This window comes from Mycobacterium bourgelatii (assembly GCF_010723575.1).
GTDB lineage: Bacteria > Actinomycetota > Actinomycetes > Mycobacteriales > Mycobacteriaceae > Mycobacterium > Mycobacterium bourgelatii.
Genome location: NZ_BLKZ01000001.1, coordinates 259,383 through 277,869, shown reverse-complemented (window position 1 = coordinate 277,869; position 18,487 = coordinate 259,383). Strand labels below are relative to the sequence as shown.

Here is an 18,487-nt window from a genome sequence, read left to right as displayed (position 1 = left end):
ACCCGTATTCTGTAAACGAACAACCAGGCGCATTGCTATAGTGCCCGGACTAATTTGAGTCATAGGGTGGTACAAGCGCAGCAGCGACCACTTTGAAGGAGGACCATGACGCCCCCATCGACCGAACTCGCGCCCGCCGAAAAGCGCCACCGCGTCGTCATCATCGGTAGCGGGTTCGGCGGCCTGAACGCGGCTCGGAAGCTCAAGCGCGCTGACGTCGACATCACCCTGATCTCCAAGACGACCACCCACCTGTTTCAACCGCTCCTCTACCAGGTGGCCACGGGCATTTTGTCCGAAGGCGATATCGCCCCGACCACCCGCCTGATCCTGCGTCGACAGAAGAACGTGCGCGTCTTGCTGGGCGAGGTCAAGGACATCAACCTGAAAGACCAGACGGTCACGTCGAAGTTGTTGGACATGGAGACCGTGACACCATACGACAGCCTGATCGTGGCGTCCGGCTCCCAGCAGTCCTACTTCGGAAACGATCACTTCGCCACGTTCGCCCCCGGCATGAAGACCATCGACGACGCGCTGGAACTGCGCGGCCGAATCCTCGGCTCGTTCGAGGCCGCCGAGGTGACCACCGACCCCGCCGAGCGTGAACGCCGCCTGACCTTCGTGGTGGTGGGCGCCGGGCCGACCGGCGTCGAGGTGGCCGGGCAGATCGTCGAACTCGCCGAACGCACCCTCGCCGGGGCCTTCCGAACCATCACGCCCAGCGAGTGCCGGGTGGTTTTGGTCGACGCCGCCCCGTTGGTGCTGCCGCCGATGGGCGAGAAGTTGGGTGGCAAAGCGCAACGGCGGCTGGAGAAGATGGACGTAGAAGTCCAGCTCAACGCGATGGTGACGGCCGTGGACTACAAGGGCATCACCATCAAGGAGAAGGAGTCCGGGGAACGCCGCATCGAATGCGCGGTCAAGGTGTGGGCGGCGGGCGTCCAGGCCAGCGAGCTGGGCAAGCTGGTCGCCGAACAGTCCGACGGCACCGAAACGGACCGGGCCGGACGGGTGATCGTCGAACCCGACCTCACCGTCAAGGGCCACCCGAACGTCTTCGTCATCGGCGACCTCGCGTCGGTGCCCGGCGTGCCGGGGATGGCGCAGGGCGCGATCCAGGGTGCGGCGTACGCGACCAAGGTGATCAAGCACGCCGTCAAAGGCAAGGACGACCCCGCCAACCGCGAGCCGTTCAAGTACTTCAACAAGGGCAGCATGGCCACCATCTCCCGGTACAGCGCCGTGGCGCAGATCGGCAAGTTGGAGTTCGGCGGCTTCATCGCCTGGTTGGCATGGCTGGTGCTGCACCTGGCGTACCTGGTCGGTCACCGCAACCGGATCGCCGCGTTGTTCTCCTGGGTGATTTCCTTCCTGGGCCGCACCCGGGGGCAGATGGCGATCACCAGCCAGATGATCTACGCCCGAGTCGTGACCAAGTGGATGGAAGAAAGCCAAGGGATCGGACCCGCCGAAAGCCAGGGCGCCTTGGCCGCCGCCGAACGAGCCGAACGGGCCGAGCAGAAAGCCGGCTAACGGCTAGCGGCTAACTCAGCGCCTGGTCGATATCGGCGATCAGATCGTCGGTGCCTTCCAGGCCAACGGAGATGCGGACCACGCCGTCACCCAGTCCGATGGCGGCGCGGCCCTCCGGCCCCATGGCGCGGTGAGTCGTGGTAGCCGGATGTGTGACAAGCGATTTCGCGTCACCCAGGTTGTTGGAGATGTCCACCAGCCGCAGCTTGTCCAGCACTTCGAACGCCCGCTGCTTGGCGGCACCCTCCGCGGCGTCCAGCTCGAAGGTGACAACCGTTCCGCCGCCGCTCATTTGGCGCTTGGCAAGGTCGTACTGCGGGTGCGACGGCAGGAATGGGTAACGCACCCAGCGCACCGCAGGATGTCCCTCCAGAAACTCGGCGATGCGTTGCGCCGAGGCATTGGCATACTGGACTCGAACCGCCAGTGTCTCAAGGCCTTTCAGCAACACCCAGGCATTGAACGCGCTCAGCGCCGGGCCGGTGTGCCGCATCAGCTTCTGCACCGGCCCGTCGATGTACTCCTTGTCGCCGAGGATCGCGCCGCCCAACACCCGGCCCTGGCCGTCGATGTGTTTGGTGCCCGAATACACCACCACGTCGACCCCGAGTGGAATGCCCTGCTGCAGCAGCGGCGTCGCGAAGACGTTGTCCAACACCACTTTTGCGCCCGCCGCATGCGCCAGCTCGGTCACCGCGGCGATGTCCACCAGGGACTGCATCGGGTTGGACGGCGTCTCGAAGAACACCGCCTGGGTGGGCACCGACAGGGCCTCTTCCCACTGGGAGAGGTCGTCGCCGTCGACGAAAACGGTCTCGACGCCCCAGCGCGGCAGGATCTCGTTGCACACCACGAAGCAGGAGCCGAACAGGCTGCGCGCCGCGACCAACCGGTCGCCAGCACCCAACAACGCACCCAATGAGACGAACACGGCGGCCATGCCGCTAGCGGTGCCGAACGCCGCCGGCGCCCCCTCGATCAGCCGCAACCGTTCCTCGAACATGCTGACGGTCGGGTTGCCGTACCGCGAGTAGACGAAATGGTCGACCTCGCCGGTAAACGACTGCTCGGCGACCCCCGCCGACGGGTAGACATACCCGGACGTCAAGAACATCGACTCGGCGGTCTCGTCGAACCCGGAGCGCAGCAACCCGCCGCGCACGCCGATGGTGGCTTGGCTGACGCCGTCGGGCAGTGCCTTCGGGGTGCGGACCGAACGTTCGTCCGTCACGGCCGCGTCACTTCTGCGTCCAGGGCAATCCAGTCGCCCGCCAACCCGTCTCGCCTCGGTGCCCCTCGGCGTTCAGCTGGCCCTCGAAGCCGTCCAGCACGTTGTAGGCCGGGGTGATACCCGCCTCGGTCGCGGTCTCGGCGGCGCCGATCGAACGGTTGCCCGACCGGCACAGGAACAGCACCGGACGCTCTTCCTCGCCGTCACCGGGCGGGACCTGGTCCTTCAACTCGGCCAGGAAGTTCTCGTTGCGTTTCCCGTCGGAGGTGTTCCACTCGATGTACACCACGTCGCGGCCGAGGCTCGACAAGTCGGGCACTCCCACGAAACGCCATTCGGCGTCGGTGCGCACGTCGACCAGCACGGCCCGGGGGTTGTCGCTCAGGATCTTCCAGGCCTCAAGTGGGGTGATATCTCCTGCATAACTCACGCGCGTGAGTCTCGCATATTTAACCGGGTAGCCGCCTCGCGGGCGCGGTCACGCGCGGTCGCCACGTCGGGCGCGGTGGCCAGTACCACCCCGAGCGGGTAGGGCGCGCCGGCCGGCTGATCGGTATCGGCCCGCGCGAAGATTCGTACGTCGCTTTCCGGCACGCCCAGAGCGGCCGTCAGCGCATCCGCGGTCGGGCCGAAGCCCTGGCCCGGCCGCAGCACCCGAGCGGCACCCGGAGAAACCATCAAGGTGTCCACGGCAACGCCCAGGATGGCCCGCGCTTGCAGCTCGAACGCCGAAAGCCGCTGGCTGCGCAGGGTTGCCCAAGCGGTGTCGGTCGGGTACGGACTGACGTCGGCGAAGTAGACCTCGTCACCGTTGATCATCAACTCGACGCTGAAGACGCCGCGCCCACCGAGCGCCTTGACGATGCGCGCGGCGATCGACCTGGCCGCATCCAGCGCCGCCGGGCTCAGCTTCTGCGGCTGCCAGGATTCCAGCTCAACGGTCTCACCGTGGGTTTCGCGCCGATGACCGATCGGCGAGCAGAACTCGATGACCGGGCCCGTCGGACCTTCGCTGCGCACAACGATCAGCGTGACCAGAAATTCGACCTCGACCACGGCCTCCGCCCAGGCGCGGGGATGTGCACCCTCCGCCTGCTGCGCGAGGGCACGCTGCCAAGCGGATTCCAGCCCGTCGGGGCCCTTGACGAAAGACTGCCCCGCCTCGGCCGAGCCTTCCACCGGCTTCACCAGCAACGGAAAGGCGGCATGGGCCGCGACCGCCTCGAGTTCGGCCAGCGACCCGACGAACCAGAACGGCGCCGTCGGCAGGCCGAGCTGGTCGGCCGCGAGCCGGCGCAAACCCTCCCGATCGGCGGTCAGCCGCACACTGCGAGCGCTCGGCACCAGTTCGGTGAAACCGGTCGGCGAGTCGACCTGTTCGGATTCGAGCGAGCTCAGAGCGTCCAGCGCCTCGACCGAAACGTGCTCGGTGAGTGTCACCACGAAATCCGGTTGCAGGCCGCCGAACGCCGCGGCCAGCGCCTCCGCGTCGGTCGGCGCCACCACCAACGCTTGGTCGGCGATTCGCTGAGCGGGGGCGTCGCCGTGCTCGTCGACGGCGACGACCTCGGCGCCCAGCCGCTGCAGCGCGACCGTCAGCTCTCGGGCCAGCTCGTTGGAACCAAGCAGCAGGACCCGCGGACTGGTGTCCACGTCGATCGGCTCGGGCGGAGTGACCGGGTCTTCTGGTGTTGCCTCGGGCGGGACATCGAACTTCGTCGTCTCGGGCGCGGCGTCGGGCCCGTCCTGTCCTTCGGTCACAACTCCAAGACTAGGGCTGGCCGGGCAGTAGTCGCACCATCAGTCCGTTGCCCTCGGCCAGAACCGCCTCGTCGCCGTCCAGCAATTCTGCGGCGACGAACGCCTTGCGGCCTTCGGTGCTGGTGACACGCCCGCGGACCACCAACGGCACATCGATCGGGGTGATCTTTCGGTAGTCGACATGCAAGAACGCGGTCCGGCTGATCGGCCGTCCGGCGGCGTGGGAGACCATGCCGAACATGTGGTCGAACAGCAGCGGCAGCACCCCGCCGTGTACCGCGGAGTTGCCCCCGACGTGGAACCGGCTGAACGATCCCGTCATCTCGACGCCGTCGGGCTCGTAGCGGGTCAGCGTCCACGGCGGCAGGAGCAGGCTGCCCATCCCGGGCATGTCGGGCGTCCGGCCCGCAGGGGCTTGGCCTTCGGCGGCCAGATACGGCTCCAGCAGCTGCACGAGCGCGGCGGCCCGTTGCGCGGCCTCGTCCCACACTGCGTCGTCAGGGTCGGCGGAAACCGCCAGGTCCTGCAGCCGGCGCATGTTCGCCACGAACTGGCGAAAGCCAGCGCCGGGATTGGCCGGCCCGTACTCGGGAAAGCCACCGTGATGTTCGTAATCGGGGTCGATATCTTCGGGACGTTCGGCAGGATCATCGGAAGACCCCACGGCTCCGTAGTGCGTCAAGAGCGATCCTGCAGGATGTCGCGGCGCACGATCGTCTGGTCCCGTCCCGGACCGACGCCGATGCACGAAACCGGCGCTCCGGCAAGCTCTTCCAACCGAAGCACGTAGTCACGCGCCTTGGCGGGCAGGTCCTCGAACTCCCGCGCCTCCGAGATGTCCTCCCACCAGCCTGGCAACTCTTCGTAGACCGGCTGGGCACGCCAGAGCTCCGATTGGGTCATCGGCATGTCGTGGGTGCGTTTGCCGTCGATCTCGTAGCCGACGCAGACCGGCACCGTTTCCAGGCTGGACAGCACGTCGAGTTTGGTCAGGAAGTAGTCGGTGATGCCGTTGACGCGGCTGGCGTAGCGCGCGATGACGGCGTCGAACCAGCCGCAGCGCCGGCGGCGGCCGGTCGTGACGCCGAACTCGCCGCCCGTCTTGGACAGGTATTCGCCGTTCTCGTCGAACAGCTCGGTGGGGAACGGGCCGGAACCAACCCGGGTCGTATAGGCCTTGAGGATCCCCAGCACCGTGTTGATCCGGGTCGGTCCGATACCGGACCCGACGGCCGCGCCACCCGCCGTCGGGTTCGACGATGTCACGTACGGGTAAGTGCCGTGGTCGACGTCGAGCAGGGTGCCCTGGGAGCCTTCCAGCAAGACCGTCTCGCCGGCCTCCAGCGCGGCGTTGAGCAGCAGCCGGGTGTCGGCGATGCGGTGCTTGAATCCTTCGGCCTGCTCGAGCAGCACCTCGACGACCTGCGCCGGTTCCAGCGCCTTGCGGTTGTAGATCTTGACCAGGACCTGGTTCTTGAATTCGAGCGCGGCCTCGACCTTGTGGGTCAGTTGCTCGGGATCCAGCACGTCGGCCACCCGGATCCCCATCCGCGCGACCTTGTCCTGATAGCACGGGCCGATGCCGCGCCCGGTGGTGCCGATCTTCTTGCTGCCCATGTAGCGCTCGGTGACCTTGTCGATCGCGACGTGGTAGGGCATCAGCAGGTGGGCGTCGGCCGATATCAGCAGCTTGGAGGTGTCGACGCCGCGGTCCTCGAGACCTTTGAGTTCGTCCAGCAACACCCCGGGGTCGATCACCACGCCGTTGCCGATGACGTTGGTGACGCCCGGGGTCAGTACGCCGGACGGGATGAGGTGAAGCGCGAAGTTCTCACCGGTGGGCAGGACGACGGTGTGTCCGGCGTTGTTGCCGCCCTGGTACCGAACCACCCACTGCACACGCCCACCGAGTAGATCAGTGGCTTTACCCTTGCCCTCGTCGCCCCATTGGGCGCCGATGAGGACGACTGCCGGCATGACGTGCTCCTGATCTCGCGGATTGTGCCCGCTTATTGTGGTCCAGCCGGTGACCTACCCTACCGAGCGGTGTGTGAGGAGCCATGGATAACGGGGTGAAAACGTCCAACGCGGCGGTATTGGCCTTTGGCGACCGTCCCCTGCCCCGCGCGTTGACCGGCCTGCCCACGCTGTCCGTCGACGACGTCCCGGGCCCATTTGGGCGGCTGATCGTGGTCGGCACCGACGCCGACCTGGCCGCCGTGCTGTCCCGCCTGTTGCGTGCCGACCGGCTCGACGTCGAGGTGGGTTACGTGCCCCGCCGGCGTACCTTCGCCACCCGCGCCTATCGCGCGCCAGCTGGACGGCGCGCTGCCCGGCGGGCCAGCAGGGGCGTCGCCAGCCGGGTGCCGTTGATCCGCGACGAGACGGGGAAGGTGGTGGTCGGCCGCGCCAGTTGGCTGCCGGCCGACGGACAGGCGATGATCCACGGCGAGGCGGTGGTCGACGACACCGTGTTGTTCGACGGGGACGCCGTCGGCGCTGATATCGAGCCGACGCTGAGCCTGCCCGGGCTGCGGGTCGCCCTGCGCGACGGGCGGCCATGGCGCCGCTGGATGCGCAGTTGGGTCAGCGGACGTGCCGCCCAGTTGGGCACCACCGGCGCCGCCGTGCTGCGCGACGGCGTTCCGGCACCCCGCAAGGTCCGCCGTTCGACGTTCTACCGCAACGTCGAGGGCTGGCTGCTGGTCCGGTAGTTTTCCAGCGGTGAAACCCAGTCCCCTTTTCCTGGGCCTGGTCGCATTGACCGCTGTCGGGGGCGGGCTGGCCTGGGCCGCCGGGTCGACTCGGCAGCCACTGTCCTATGTGGGCGTGTTCGTGCTGGTCATCTCGGGCTGGCTGGTTTCGTTGTGCTTGCACGAGTTCGGGCACGCGTTCACCGCCTGGCGCTTCGGCGACCGCGACGTTGCCGTGCGGGGCTACCTCACGCTGGACCCACGCCGCTACGCCCACCCCATGCTGTCGCTGGGCCTGCCCATGTTGTTCATCGCGCTGGGTGGAATCGGCCTGCCCGGCGGCGCGGTGTATCTGCATACGTTCTTCATGAGTCCCCGACGCCGCACGCTGGTCAGCTTGGCGGGTCCGGCGATGAATCTGGTGCTGGCCGTGCTGCTGCTGGTCGTAACGCGGATCTGGTACGACCCCGCACACGCGGTGCTGTGGGCGGGCGTCGCGTTTCTGGGGTTCCTTCAGCTCACCGCCGTCCTGTTGAACCTGTTGCCCATTCCGGGTCTGGACGGATACGACGCGTTGGAACCCCACCTGAGTCCGGAGACGCAACGGGCGTTGGCACCCGCCAAGCAGTTCGGCCTGGTGTTTCTGCTGGTCTTGTTCCTGACGCCGGCGCTAGCCCAGTGGTTCTTCACGCTCGTGGACTGGTGCTTCGCGCCCTTCGGGGTCGAGCCCTTGCTGGCCCGCGCCGGTAGCGCGCTGACCCGCTTCTGGAGCATCTGGCTCTAGCGGCGGGCGGCCCGCGGCGCGGGCCGCGCGTCGCGCCCTCTCGCCGAGTGTGAGGGGTAAACACCCTCGCCGCGCGAAAACGGGCAATAGCCGCCACGGTCGACGCCGCAGCAGCGGGCGCCAGCAACTGGGCCGCGCCGAACGTGCGCCCTAAACACCCCCACCACGCGAAAACGGGCAACAACCCTCACACTCGACGCCCCAGCAGCCGAGGCGGCAACCCCCCCTATTGCAATATATGCGAAATTACGCATATATTACTGCCCTATGGGCGCCGGCCACAGTCACGCCCCGGGAGACACCGAAAACTCCCGGATGATCCCGCGGATGATCCTCGCCGCCGGGATCTTGGCCACGTTCTTCGTCATCGAACTGACCACCTCCCTGCTGATCAACTCGATCGCGCTGCTGGCCGACGCCGGCCACATGCTCACCGACGTCGTGGCCGTGTTTATGGGGCTGACGGCCGTCCTGCTGGCTCGGCGCGGCAGCTCGTCGCCCAGCCGCACGTTCGGGTGGCATCGCGCCGAGGTTTTCACCGCGGTGGCCAACGCGGTGCTGCTGGTTGGGGTGGCAGTGTTCATCCTCATCGAGGCGATAGACCGGCTCGGCGGGGCACCTGAAGTTCCCGGCGTGCCGATGATCGTGGTGGCACTGACGGGGGTGGCCGCCAACTTCGCGGTCGCGATGCTGTTGCGCTCGCACTCGGAGGAAAGCCTGGCGGTCCGCGGCGCCTACATGGAGGTCGTCGCCGACACCGTCGGCAGCATCGGCGTGTTGATCGCCGGCATCGTGACCGTCACGACGCACTGGCCCTACGCGGACGTGGTGGTCGCGGTACTGGTGGCGCTGTGGGTGTTGCCCAGGGCGATCGCGCTGGCCCGGGCGGCGCTGCGCATCCTCTCCGAATCTTCACCCGCCCACGTCGACGTGGAGGCGCTGCGTTCGGCTCTGGGTGCAGTCGACGGCGTGACCGACGTACACGACCTGCACGTGTGGACGCTGTCGCCCGGGAAGGACATGGCGACGGCACACCTCACCAGCGAACGCGACTCCGCGCTGGTGCTACAGGATGCTCGCGCAGTGCTGTCCGCCCACGGCCTGGACCATGCCACCGTTCAGATCGACTGTCCGGACGGGCACTGCGAGGAAACCTTCTAGAGCCCCAGAGCGGGGCGCGCCTCGGGGTCGCAATCGTCGAGCAAGTCCAGGCACCGCTGGAATTCGTCGGTCTCGCCAATCGCGTCGGCTGCCCGCGCGAGTGCCGCCACACAGCGCAGGAAGCCACGATTGGGCTCGTGTGCATACGGCACCGGGCCAAAGCCCCGCCAGCCGTTGCGACGCAGCTGATCCAGCCCGCGGTGGTAGCCCGTACGGGCGTAAGCGTAGGCGGTGATGGCCTTGTCTTCCGCCAACGCCTCTTCGGCGAGCACCGCCCACGCCACCGATGCGGCCGGATGCGCGGCCGCGACGAGGCCGGGATTCTGGCCGGCGGACAGTTCGGCTTCAGCCTCGGGGTCACCCGGTAGCAGGACTGGATCAGGCCCAAGAAGGTCACGCGTCGGCTTCATGTTTCTATTTTGCGGGTGGTCTGGCTCGGCGATGAGCCAACCCCGCGCAATGGTCGCTAAGCTCCACATCATGCCCACCAACCCATCCGAAGCAGACCGCGGCGGACCGGAACCCAGGGGCGAATCCGCCGGTGAGCAAGCCACTGACCCCGGCGTCGCTGGCCCGCGGAACCAGACTCCGGTGAACCACGAGGCCGAAACCGAGACCCTGGCGCTCGCCAAGCCCGAACCGGAGGCCGAGAAGGACGACTCGAACCTGGACGCACTGCGTGAACGTCGCTTCACCGCACCTGGCTTCGACGAAAAAGAGACGCAGGTCATCGCCACCGCCCCGGAGGCGGCCACCGAAGTCTTCCAAACGCAGACCCCACCGCCCAACGCCTCGCCTCCACCCAGGCAACTTCCGCCGAAAACGGCTGTGCCGCAATCTATTCCGCCTAGGTCAGGCGGGAAGAAGCCGGCGTCGGAGCACCGCAACTGGGGTTGGGTGCTGGCGATCGTGGTGATCGTGTTGGCGCTGGCGGCGATCGCGATCCTGGGCACCTTGCTGTTCACCCGGACTCAGCAGTCACAGCCCTCACAGGAGGACCGGGTCCGCAGCGCCATCCAGGGTTACGACGTCGCGATACAGACCGGCGACCTGAAGACGCTGCGCAGTACGACGTGCGGCGCGGAACGCGACAGCTACGCGGAGTACGACGAGAAGGACTGGGCAGAGACCTACCGACGGGTGTCGACGGCCAGGCAGTACCCGGTGATCGCCAGCATCGACCAGGTCATCGTGCACGGTGAGCAGGCCGAGGCGAACGTCACCGCCTACGTGGCCCACGACCCGCAGGTTCGTTCGACACGCAGCCTGGACCTGCAGTTTCGTGACGACCAATGGAAGGTCTGCCAGTCTCCCAGCAGTTAGGCAGCTAGGTTTGGCGCGCCGTTCGTTGGCGCGCCGCGGCTCTAGCTGCTGAGCGACTTCCCGGCGCAGTGCAGGTCGTTGCACGCCTCGATGACCCGCTCGGTCATGCCGGCTTCCGCCTTCTTCAGGTAGCTGCGCGGGTCGTAGACCTTCTTGTTGCCGACCTCACCGTCGACCTTCAGCACGCCGTCGTAGTTGGTGAACATGTGGGCGGCGATCGGGCGGGTGAACGCGTACTGGGTGTCGGTGTCGACGTTCATCTTCACCACGCCGTAGCGCAGCGCCTCCTCGATTTCGGACTTCTCCGAGCCCGAACCGCCATGGAAGACGAAGTCGAACGGCTGCGCGTCGTCGGCGAGTCCGAGCTTGGATGCGGCCACCTTCTGACCCTGGGCCAGGATGTCGGGGCGCAGCTTGACGTTGCCCGGCTTGTAGACGCCATGCACGTTGCCGAACGTCGCGGCCAGCAGGTAGTGACCGTGCTCGCCCGCACCCAGCGCGTCGATCGTCTTCTCGAAGTCCTCGGGCGTCGTGTACAGCTTGTCGTTGATCTCGTTGGCGACGCCGTCCTCTTCGCCCCCGACCACGCCGATCTCGATCTCCAGGATGATCTTGGCGGCGGCCGCCTCCTTGAGCAGCTCCTTGGCGATCTGCAGGTTCTCATCGATCGGGATGGCCGATCCGTCCCACATGTGCGACTGGAACAACGGGTTCTTGCCGGCGCTTATGCGCTCCGACGAGATCGCCAGCAGCGGCCGGACGTAGGTGTCGAGCTTGTCTTTCGGGCAGTGGTCGGTGTGCAGTGCGACGTTGATCGGGTACTTGGCGGCGACGACGTGCGCGAACTCCGCCAAGGCGACCGCACCGGTAACCATGTCCTTGACCCCGAGGCCGGACCCGAATTCGGCGCCACCGGTCGAGAACTGAATGATGCCGTCGCTGCCGGCTTCGGCGAAGCCCTTCAGCGCTGCATTGATGGTCTCCGAAGAAGTGCAGTTGATGGCCGGAAAGGCGTACGAATTCTCCTTGGCACGTCCCAACATCTCGGCGTAGATCTCGGGCGTTGCGATGGGCATGGCACTTCCTCCTCGAAGACTTTGGTCCACCCAGTATGGCAACGCCGGTATGTTGAAGCATCATGAGCACCTCGGTTGCCGCTTTGGGCGACTTCCTCGACCCCTGGTATTGGTTGGGCCCCGGCGGCGTCTTCGGGTCTGCGGTGCTACCCGGCATATTGATCATCGTCTTCATCGAGACCGGTCTGCTGTTTCCCTTGCTGCCTGGCGAGTCGCTGCTGTTTACCGGGGGCTTGCTGGCAGCAAAGGGGACTATCGACATTTGGATACTGGCGCCCGCCGTCGCCGTCGTTGCCGTGCTGGGCGACCAGACCGGGTACTTCATCGGACGGCGCATCGGACCGGCGCTGTTCAAGAAGGAAGATTCGCGGTTCTTCAAAAAGCACTACGTGACGGAGTCGCATGCGTTCTTCGAAAAGTACGGGCCGTGGGCGATCATCCTGGCCCGCTTCGCGCCGTTCCTGCGGACGTTCACACCGGTGGTCGCCGGGATTTCGTACATGCGTTACCCGGTGTTCCTGGGGTTCGACATCGTCGGCGGCACGCTGTGGGGCGGCGGCGTCACGACATTGGGCTACTTCCTGGGCAACGTGCCCTTCGTCCACGAAAACCTGGAAAAGATCATCCTCGGCATCCTCTTCGTGTCGCTGATGCCGGCATTCATCGCGGCCTGGAAGGGCTACCGCTCGCGGCGCGGGGGCGCCAAAAAGGAAGAGAAAACCGAAGAGGAGACCGACGCCGCCGTCGAGTAGTCGGCACGTCAACTCGCGGCGTACGCGGCCTCCATCAGCATCCAGCCCGACAACTGCACCGACAGGTCCCGCTCGGGAATCTCGGAACTGTTGACGGCCCCGGCGACGAACTGCGCCTGCTGGCCACCGGCCGAAGGCAACTCCGCGTCACGGTCCCAGAACGCTCCGAAGACCGGCAGCCCATCCACGGTCTGTCGGTTGCCCCACGCTGATTTCGCGCTGGCCAGGACGATCGCCCGGGCGGTGTCACGGGCGGCGACGTCCTCCGCCGAATCACCAGGTAGGTCGGTGGCCACCAGCGCCAGGTAGCGCGCGGTGATCCCCGCGAACAGCCCGCCGTCGCCGCCGCCGGCCCCCTTCAGCACTCCCCGCGGTGCCATGTGCTCGTTGACCGCCGCAACCAGACGATGCACGCGCGGCGCGTGGCGGTCGTCGTGGGTGCGCTTTGCCAATTCGGTCTCCAAGCCGAGTACCACTCCCTGGCAGTACGTGTACTGCGCGCGCACCAGGGAGCCGCCCTTGATGCCGTCGAACACCAGGTGCGTCTCGGGGTCTATCAAGGTTTCATCGATCCAGTCGGCCATCTGCTGGGCGCGGCGCATCCGGTCCTCGTAGCGAGCCAGGAAGATGCCTGCCGGACCGTTGGCGGGGGCGTTGAAGAACTGGTCTTGCTTGCGCCACGGGATGCCGCCGCCGTCCTCGGGCACCCATGCCTTGTAGAACTGGTCGTCGAGTTTGGCCAGGGCGCGTCTGCGCTCGATGCCGGCGATCCGCGCGGCGCGCTCCAACGCCAGTGCCAGCCAGGCCATGTCGTCGTAATAGCTGTTGGTCCAGCGGAAGTTGTTGCGCAGCCGGTGCGAGCGGATCTGGCGCTTGATCCGGACGAGCCGTTCCGGCTGCGGGTCGCGGAGCTGGGCGTCGAGCAGGCAGTCCAGCAGGTGTGCCTGCCACCAGTAGTGCCAAGTGCCGTACAACCGGTCCCTGCGCTCCGGCGGCCACGCCACCACGCCGAGTTGGGTTCCGGGCAACCCCCAGACCCGGGCCAGGTGCCGTTGCGTGACGGCGGTTTCAGAGCTGGCGGCCCGGTTCGCCCATACCTGATCCATACTTGCCGATCCTGCCCTAACGTTGGAGCGCTGTGGAAAGCCACCCGGAGCCGTCCGCCTATCTAGCGAAGCGGCAATTGAAGACCGGTAGCGCCGGATGGTTGCTACTGGCGGGACTTGGTGTCAGCTACGTGGTGTCCGGCGATTACTCCGGCTGGAATTTCGGGTTGGCGCAGGGCGGTTTCGGCGGTTTGGTGATCGCCTCCGTCGTGATCGCCGCAATGTATCTCGCGTTGGTGCTGGGCATGGCCGAGTTGTCGTCGGCGCTGCCCGCCGCGGGCGGCGGGTACACGTTCGCCAGACGGGCGCTCGGACCACTGGGCGGGTTCGCGACGGGCACCGCGGTGCTGATCGAGTACTCGATCGCGCCGGCGGCGATCGCGACGTTCATCGGCGCCTACGTGGAGTCGTTGGGGCTCTTCGGGATTCGCGACAGCTGGTATGTGTATTTGGCAATCTACGCGCTGTTCATCGGAATTCATCTGGCCGGGGTCGGCGAGGCTTTGAAGGTGATGTTCGCGATCACCGCCGTAGCGCTGGTGGGGATCGCCATTTTCTGTGTCGCCGCCGTGGGCCGTTTTCATGCGGCGAATCTCACCGACATTGCCGCCACCGATGCCGTGGGTGCATCCGCATTTCTGCCGCACGGCTATCTCGGCGTGTGGTCGGCGTTGCCGTTCGCGATCTGGTTTTTCCTCGCGATCGAGGGCGTTCCGCTGGCCGCCGAAGAGACGGCGGACCCGGCCCGCAACGTGCCGCGCGGCATCACCGCGGCGTTCGCCGTGCTGCTCGCGACGTGCGTGCTGGTGCTGCTGCTGACGACGGGTTCCGGTGGCGCGCACGCGATGTCAACATCGGGAAACCCGCTGGTGGCCGCGCTCGGACCAAGTGGTGCGGCCAAGGCGGTCAACTACATCGGACTGGCCGGCCTGGTGGCCAGCTTTTTCTCGATCATCTACGCGTATTCGCGGCAACTGTTCGCGCTGTCCCGTGCCGGTTACCTGCCAACGGTCCTGTCGGTCACCAACTCGCGAAAAGCGCCCACGCTGGCGCTGATCGTTCCCGGGGTCATCGGTTTCGGATTGTCGTTGACCGGCAAGGGCGACCTGTTGCTGAACATGGCCGTTTTCGGCGCCACCCTGTCCTACGTGCTGATCATGGTCAGCCACATAGTGCTCCGTCGACGCGCACCCGACATGCACCGTCCGTACCGCACTCCGGGAGGCACCGCCACCACCGGCTTCGCCTTGGTGGTGGCCACGCTGGCGCTGATCGCCACGTTCCTGGTCGACACCGTGGCCACCGTGTGCTGTCTCGCGGTATTCGCCGCATTCCTAATGTATTTCGGCGTCTACAGCCGACACCGGTTGGTCGCCAACGCTCCCGACGAAGAATTGGCCGGCTGACTACCGGGTCCGCCCGGCGTCAACCGTGGGCGAACGCGCGGTCGACCAGCGTCCCGATCGCCGGTGCCAGCACTCGGGAGTATTCGATGGTCAGGTGGAACTGGTCCATGTAAACCAGGGTGTCGCCGACGATGACCGGGCATCGATTCCGGGTGCAGAACAATTCGGTGATGTCGGCGTATTGCCCGCCACCGGCTTTGGTGGCGGCGAACTCGGCTCCGATGCCAGATCGGTTGACCGCGACCGACATTGGTGGCGCGCAAGCAGTTGCGTCATCGATGTTCCGCAGCAAGCACTGCGGAACGAGTGTGTTGTTCAGATTCGGGACCGGCCCGAGTACCAGCACTTTGGACCCAAGGTCACGCAACTGCCGCACCAGGCGGGTCAGGCTGTCGAGCCACGCCGTGTCGTACGACGTGAAACTCGTTCGCCAGCCGCCGCGGGCGTTGGCGACATACCCCCGGAACATGTCCAGCACGATCAGCTGCGGTCGCTCGGCGTGCAGCCGGGCCATGATGTTGGCGCGCCATTGCTCACACCGATTGACCAGTTCGACCAGCCGGTTGAAGAAGGGGTTGGTGACAAGCGGCAAATCCAGCAATGGACAGCCCGCCTTGGCCAGGGTTTCGACCCGCCAGGAGCGCTGCTCGGCAATCTGCCGGAAGGCCGGAATCAACATCCCGGCGTGGGAGTCACCGACCAGGACCACCCTCGTCGCCGAGGCGGTATTGCCCGACGCGCACTCGGGCTGCCCACCTTCGGAGGGCAAGCGCAAGCAGCCGTCAAACCTCAACTGCGCATATTCGGCCGCGGCCGCGCCGAGTGACGGCTTGAGGTTGGACGGTACGGCCTCGAGGTCCGCAGATGCCGCGACGGCGGCTTGTACCTGAGCGATGGCGTACTGCACCGCCGCCTCGTGGGCCTCAACGTTGTCGCCGGTCACGACAGGTGCCGCGGTGATCGCGGGTGTCGCACCCGGTGCACCGCGCGCGACGATGGTCGCCCACGACGACGACTGGACAAACATCACCGCGCAGAGACCGGCCGCCACCGACGACGCGAGGCCACCGACCGCCAGACTGGCGAAAGCGGACCGGCGCACGGGAGCCGCGAATCGCACTGGATCCTCGATGAGACGCAGTGCGAGCACTGCCAGCCCGGCAGAAACGAGGACCGCAACCAACCTGTCTACCAACCCAAGCGGGCCGAATAGTGCCGGAGCGAGCACCATTACGGGCCAGTGCCACAGATACCACGAGTACGACAGCCGGCCGATCGACGTCATCGGCGGTGTAGCCAGGACCCTGCTACACCCCTGCGTTGCCGTGGCACAGCCGGCGCCGATCACCAGCACCGCACCCGTTACCGGCAGCAGCGCGGCGGCGCCCGGATATGTTGTGTTCGGACCGATTTCGGTGCATGCCACCACGATCAGGGCCAGCCCACCCCATCCCATGGGCACCGCCGCTCGCACCGGGAGCCGGCCCCACCGCCCGGCCGTGAGCGCCACCAAGCCGCCGACGGCCAACTGCCAAGCTCGCGTCGGTAGCGAGAAGAACGCCATGGCAGGCACTACGTAGGTGATCATGAGCGACAGGGCGAAAGACACCACTGCGACCAGCGCAAGGACGACCAGATGCGGTGTCTTCGACGGGTGGCCATCAGCGGTTGGCCGCCGCCGCATTCGTCGGATGAGTCGTGCCGGCAGGGCGATGCCCACGATCAGCACCGGCCACACCAAATAGAACTGCTCCTCCACGCCCAGCGACCAGTAGTGCTGAAACGGTGAGTGCGACACGTCGCGGCCGAAGTAGTCGACCCCTTGGTAGATGAACCAGTAGTTGCCGACGTACAGCGCAGAAGCGAACCCATCCATAAGAACGCCTTGAAAGTCCAACGCGGGCAACAAGATAGCCGAAGCGATCACGGTGACGACGATTACCGTGGCCGACGCCGGCAGCAACCGGCGTGCCCGCGCCCCATAGAAGCGGCGCAGCGTAACGGTGCCAGTTTTGCTGACCTCACGCCACAGCAGGCCGGTGATCAGGAAACCCGAGACGACGAAGAACACGTCCACGCCGACAAAGCCACCGCCCACACCGGGCACGTCAGCGTGAAAGAGGACAACGGCCAGCACCGCAACGGCGCGCAACCCTTCGATGTCACCCCGAAATCCCGCGCGCTCGCGCCGCTGACCGGCTGCGCGACTTACGCGTTCTTCGCCTCGCGTACGTGTAACCGCTCCCCCCGATACGCGGTGCGCCATGACATCCCCTGTCGTCTGGCCGGCCGCCCACCACGGCCGTCTGTGCCGTAACGAAGCCCGACAGGGCATACATTAATGCTCTAGTTCGTGTTTTGGAACTAAGTTGCACTATTTAGTCTGTAATCTTCCTCACGCGCTATTGATGTCGTAAATGGACGTGTAGGTCAATATACGCACTGCCAGGTCGGCTATTGAGCCACCGAACTGCCCCGGTTTCACCTGCGCTGCGGAATGTGCGGCTGCGCCCGCTCGGCCACGGCCTGCACAACCTCATACAGGGCGTTGAGCGAATGCGCCGGCAGGAACATGTCGCAATACGGCAGGGCCGCCGCCATGGAACCGGCCAGCGGCTGAAAGCCGGGCTGGGCCGCGCGGGGATTGAGCCAAACGAGCGTGTGGACGCGACGACGCAGCCTGGCAAGCGCGTGCTCGAGGACCTCGGGCGGATCGCTGTCCCAACCATCCGACGCCACGATCACCACCGCGCCCCGCAATGCGTTGCCGTGCGGGGGCGCCAACAGGGCGGCGATGCTGCCCCCGATGGATGTACCGCCATAGCGGTCAGTCACTTTGGCGTTGGCCCGTTCCAGCGCCACCTCGGCCGAGCGATGCGACAGCACCGGGGTGAGCCGAGTCAGTGACGTCGAGAAAGCAAATACCTCGGGCCGAATCCGCGCCTGATGCAACATCGCCGCTCGCATCAGGTGCAGATACATCATGGCGTAGGGCTGCATCGACCGACTGACGTCACACACCAGCACTACCCGTCGCGGCCGCAACCTTGGCCGAGTTCTCGCCAGTCGCAACGCTTCCCACCCGGTTGAGCGGGACGCCTTCATGGTGGCGCGCAGGTCGATGCGTTTACCGTGCGGGCTTGACTCGATCCGCATGCTGCGGCGCCGGGGCCAGTGCTGAACCGAGGATTCCAACCAGGAACCGAGCAGACGCAGGTCCTCCGGATCGAATTCGTCGAATGGTTCGTCGGCCAAAGCCACGAGGCGGCTGGGCAGCAGATCGGGCAGTTGAACGCTGGCGCCGCCACCGTCATCGGAGGCGGCGGGCGTCCGCGTCGCCCATGGCACCGTCTCGGTCTCGCCGCCCGATGACCTGACGGCAGGAACGAGGATGCCGGCCGCCGGTGTCTTTGGGCCCGCTATCGGCAGGACCGACTCGGGAGTTCTGGTGTCGCCGGCTTGAACGCTCCCGAAGATCTCACCTACGACCACCTCGAACACGGGCAGATCTTCCATCCGGTTGACCAGGGTCAGCCGGGTCGCCCAGTACAGTTCCGTGCGGGTGTTGGGCACCAAGTGTCGCAGCGCCTGCACGAAACTCGCTTGGCCACTACCGGATACCGACACGCCGGCGCCGCGCAGGCGCGCAACCATCGCG

General features: G+C 66.5%; 17 protein-coding genes. 7 read left to right on the top strand and 10 right to left on the bottom strand.

The genetic code is table 11. The features are described 5' to 3' along the window. Nucleotides 1-105: 105 nt before the first annotated feature. A complete protein-coding gene (locus G6N68_RS01145) occupies nucleotides 106-1,536 on the top strand; it encodes an NAD(P)/FAD-dependent oxidoreductase (protein ID WP_163706831.1) in 1,431 nt (476 codons plus the stop codon). Between the two features lie 10 nt (nucleotides 1,537-1,546). On the opposite strand, the gene G6N68_RS01140 is transcribed toward G6N68_RS01145, so the two are convergent. From G6N68_RS01140 to G6N68_RS01120, 5 genes are all read right to left on the bottom strand, one after another. Beyond that, on the bottom strand, nucleotides 1,547-2,767 hold the full coding sequence (locus tag G6N68_RS01140) for an O-succinylhomoserine sulfhydrylase (protein ID WP_163706829.1): 1,221 nt from the start codon (nucleotides 2,765-2,767) through the stop codon (nucleotides 1,547-1,549). 7 nt (nucleotides 2,768-2,774) lie between these two features. Continuing rightward, nucleotides 2,775-3,197 (bottom strand): rhodanese-like domain-containing protein, encoded by a 423-nt coding sequence (locus G6N68_RS01135; protein ID WP_163706827.1) that lies wholly within the window; start codon nucleotides 3,195-3,197, stop codon nucleotides 2,775-2,777. Next, nucleotides 3,194-4,399 carry a formate-dependent phosphoribosylglycinamide formyltransferase gene (gene purT, locus G6N68_RS01130; RefSeq protein WP_371871670.1) on the bottom strand — a complete coding sequence of 402 codons (1,206 nt, stop codon included), beginning with the start codon at nucleotides 4,397-4,399 and terminating at the stop codon, nucleotides 3,194-3,196. Before purT ends, G6N68_RS01135 begins: the two co-directional genes overlap by 4 nt. 139 nt (nucleotides 4,400-4,538) lie before the next feature. Beyond that, nucleotides 4,539-5,192 (bottom strand): PaaI family thioesterase, encoded by a 654-nt coding sequence (locus G6N68_RS01125; RefSeq protein WP_205351441.1) that lies wholly within the window; start codon nucleotides 5,190-5,192, stop codon nucleotides 4,539-4,541. 14 nt (nucleotides 5,193-5,206) lie between these two features. Beyond that, on the bottom strand, nucleotides 5,207-6,505 hold the full coding sequence (locus G6N68_RS01120) for an adenylosuccinate synthase (protein WP_163706821.1): 1,299 nt from the start codon (nucleotides 6,503-6,505) through the stop codon (nucleotides 5,207-5,209). 83 nt (nucleotides 6,506-6,588) lie between these two features. On the opposite strand from G6N68_RS01120, the gene G6N68_RS01115 reads away from it, so the two are divergent. The 3 genes from G6N68_RS01115 (at nucleotide 6,589) to G6N68_RS01105 (ending at nucleotide 9,166) form a co-directional block, all read left to right on the top strand. Further along, entirely contained in the window at nucleotides 6,589-7,242 is a 654-nt protein-coding gene (locus G6N68_RS01115; RefSeq protein ID WP_163706819.1) for a peptidase M50, read from the top strand. 10 nt (nucleotides 7,243-7,252) lie between these two features. Continuing rightward, entirely contained in the window at nucleotides 7,253-8,005 is a 753-nt protein-coding gene (locus tag G6N68_RS01110) for a site-2 protease family protein (RefSeq protein WP_163706817.1), read from the top strand. A 267-nt stretch (nucleotides 8,006-8,272) separates the two neighbouring features. Then, the gene (locus G6N68_RS01105) at nucleotides 8,273-9,166 is read left to right on the top strand and encodes a cation diffusion facilitator family transporter (RefSeq protein WP_163706815.1); all 894 of its coding nucleotides are present in this window, start codon (nucleotides 8,273-8,275) and stop codon (nucleotides 9,164-9,166) included. Here the strand turns inward: G6N68_RS01105 and G6N68_RS01100 are convergent. Continuing rightward, nucleotides 9,163-9,576, bottom strand: a complete 414-nt coding sequence (locus tag G6N68_RS01100; RefSeq protein WP_163706813.1) for a DUF3151 domain-containing protein — start codon at nucleotides 9,574-9,576, stop codon at nucleotides 9,163-9,165. The genes G6N68_RS01105 and G6N68_RS01100 overlap by 4 nt on opposite strands. Nucleotides 9,577-9,646: 70 nt before the next feature. Here G6N68_RS01100 and G6N68_RS01095 point away from each other — a divergent pair, with 70 nt between their 5' ends. Next, nucleotides 9,647-10,489 carry an Rv0361 family membrane protein gene (locus G6N68_RS01095; protein ID WP_163706811.1) on the top strand — a complete coding sequence of 281 codons (843 nt, stop codon included), beginning with the start codon at nucleotides 9,647-9,649 and terminating at the stop codon, nucleotides 10,487-10,489. A gap of 41 nt (nucleotides 10,490-10,530) precedes the next feature. Here the strand turns inward: G6N68_RS01095 and fbaA are convergent, their stop codons facing one another. Then, complete coding sequence (gene fbaA / locus G6N68_RS01090; protein WP_163706809.1) at nucleotides 10,531-11,565, bottom strand: class II fructose-bisphosphate aldolase; 1,035 nt, start codon at nucleotides 11,563-11,565, stop codon at nucleotides 10,531-10,533. Between the two features lie 62 nt (nucleotides 11,566-11,627). Between fbaA and G6N68_RS01085 the strand changes: the two genes are divergently transcribed. Further along, the gene (locus G6N68_RS01085; RefSeq protein WP_163706808.1) at nucleotides 11,628-12,317 is read left to right on the top strand and encodes a DedA family protein; all 690 of its coding nucleotides are present in this window, start codon (nucleotides 11,628-11,630) and stop codon (nucleotides 12,315-12,317) included. Nucleotides 12,318-12,325: 8 nt separating this feature from the next. Here G6N68_RS01085 and G6N68_RS01080 read toward each other — a convergent pair whose 3' ends face one another. Then, on the bottom strand, nucleotides 12,326-13,423 hold the full coding sequence (locus G6N68_RS01080) for a glycoside hydrolase family 76 protein (RefSeq protein ID WP_163706806.1): 1,098 nt from the start codon (nucleotides 13,421-13,423) through the stop codon (nucleotides 12,326-12,328). A gap of 32 nt (nucleotides 13,424-13,455) precedes the next feature. On the opposite strand from G6N68_RS01080, the gene eat reads away from it, so the two are divergent. Then, nucleotides 13,456-14,829 carry an ethanolamine permease gene (eat, locus tag G6N68_RS01075; RefSeq protein ID WP_163706804.1) on the top strand — a complete coding sequence of 458 codons (1,374 nt, stop codon included), beginning with the start codon at nucleotides 13,456-13,458 and terminating at the stop codon, nucleotides 14,827-14,829. 19 nt (nucleotides 14,830-14,848) lie between these two features. Here the strand turns inward: eat and G6N68_RS01070 are convergent, their stop codons facing one another. Then, a complete protein-coding gene (locus G6N68_RS01070; RefSeq protein WP_163706802.1) occupies nucleotides 14,849-17,095 on the bottom strand; it encodes an acyltransferase family protein in 2,247 nt (748 codons plus the stop codon). A 215-nt stretch (nucleotides 17,096-17,310) separates the two neighbouring features. Next, nucleotides 17,311-18,483 carry a vWA domain-containing protein gene (locus tag G6N68_RS01065; RefSeq protein WP_163717986.1) on the bottom strand — a complete coding sequence of 391 codons (1,173 nt, stop codon included), beginning with the start codon at nucleotides 18,481-18,483 and terminating at the stop codon, nucleotides 17,311-17,313. Between the last annotated feature and the right edge of the window lie 4 nt (nucleotides 18,484-18,487).

What these genes read in the sequence shown, in the direction of transcription:
- G6N68_RS01145 (WP_163706831.1), top strand. Translation starts at nt 106, where the DNA reads ATGACGCCCCCATCGACCGAACTCGCGCCCGCCGAAAAGCGCCACCGC.
- G6N68_RS01120 (WP_163706821.1), bottom strand. Translation starts at nt 6,505, where the DNA reads ATGCCGGCAGTCGTCCTCATCGGCGCCCAATGGGGCGACGAGGGCAAG.
- G6N68_RS01115 (WP_163706819.1), top strand. Translation starts at nt 6,589, where the DNA reads ATGGATAACGGGGTGAAAACGTCCAACGCGGCGGTATTGGCCTTTGGC.
- G6N68_RS01105 (WP_163706815.1), top strand. Translation starts at nt 8,273, where the DNA reads ATGGGCGCCGGCCACAGTCACGCCCCGGGAGACACCGAAAACTCCCGG.
- G6N68_RS01100 (WP_163706813.1), bottom strand. Translation starts at nt 9,576, where the DNA reads ATGAAGCCGACGCGTGACCTTCTTGGGCCTGATCCAGTCCTGCTACCG.
- G6N68_RS01095 (WP_163706811.1), top strand. Translation starts at nt 9,647, where the DNA reads ATGCCCACCAACCCATCCGAAGCAGACCGCGGCGGACCGGAACCCAGG.
- fbaA (WP_163706809.1), bottom strand. Translation starts at nt 11,565, where the DNA reads ATGCCCATCGCAACGCCCGAGATCTACGCCGAGATGTTGGGACGTGCC.
- G6N68_RS01085 (WP_163706808.1), top strand. Translation starts at nt 11,628, where the DNA reads ATGAGCACCTCGGTTGCCGCTTTGGGCGACTTCCTCGACCCCTGGTAT.
- G6N68_RS01080 (WP_163706806.1), bottom strand. Translation starts at nt 13,423, where the DNA reads ATGGATCAGGTATGGGCGAACCGGGCCGCCAGCTCTGAAACCGCCGTC.
- G6N68_RS01070 (WP_163706802.1), bottom strand. Translation starts at nt 17,095, where the DNA reads ATGGCGCACCGCGTATCGGGGGGAGCGGTTACACGTACGCGAGGCGAA.
- G6N68_RS01065 (WP_163717986.1), bottom strand. Translation starts at nt 18,483, where the DNA reads ATGGTTGCGCGCCTGCGCGGCGCCGGCGTGTCGGTATCCGGTAGTGGC.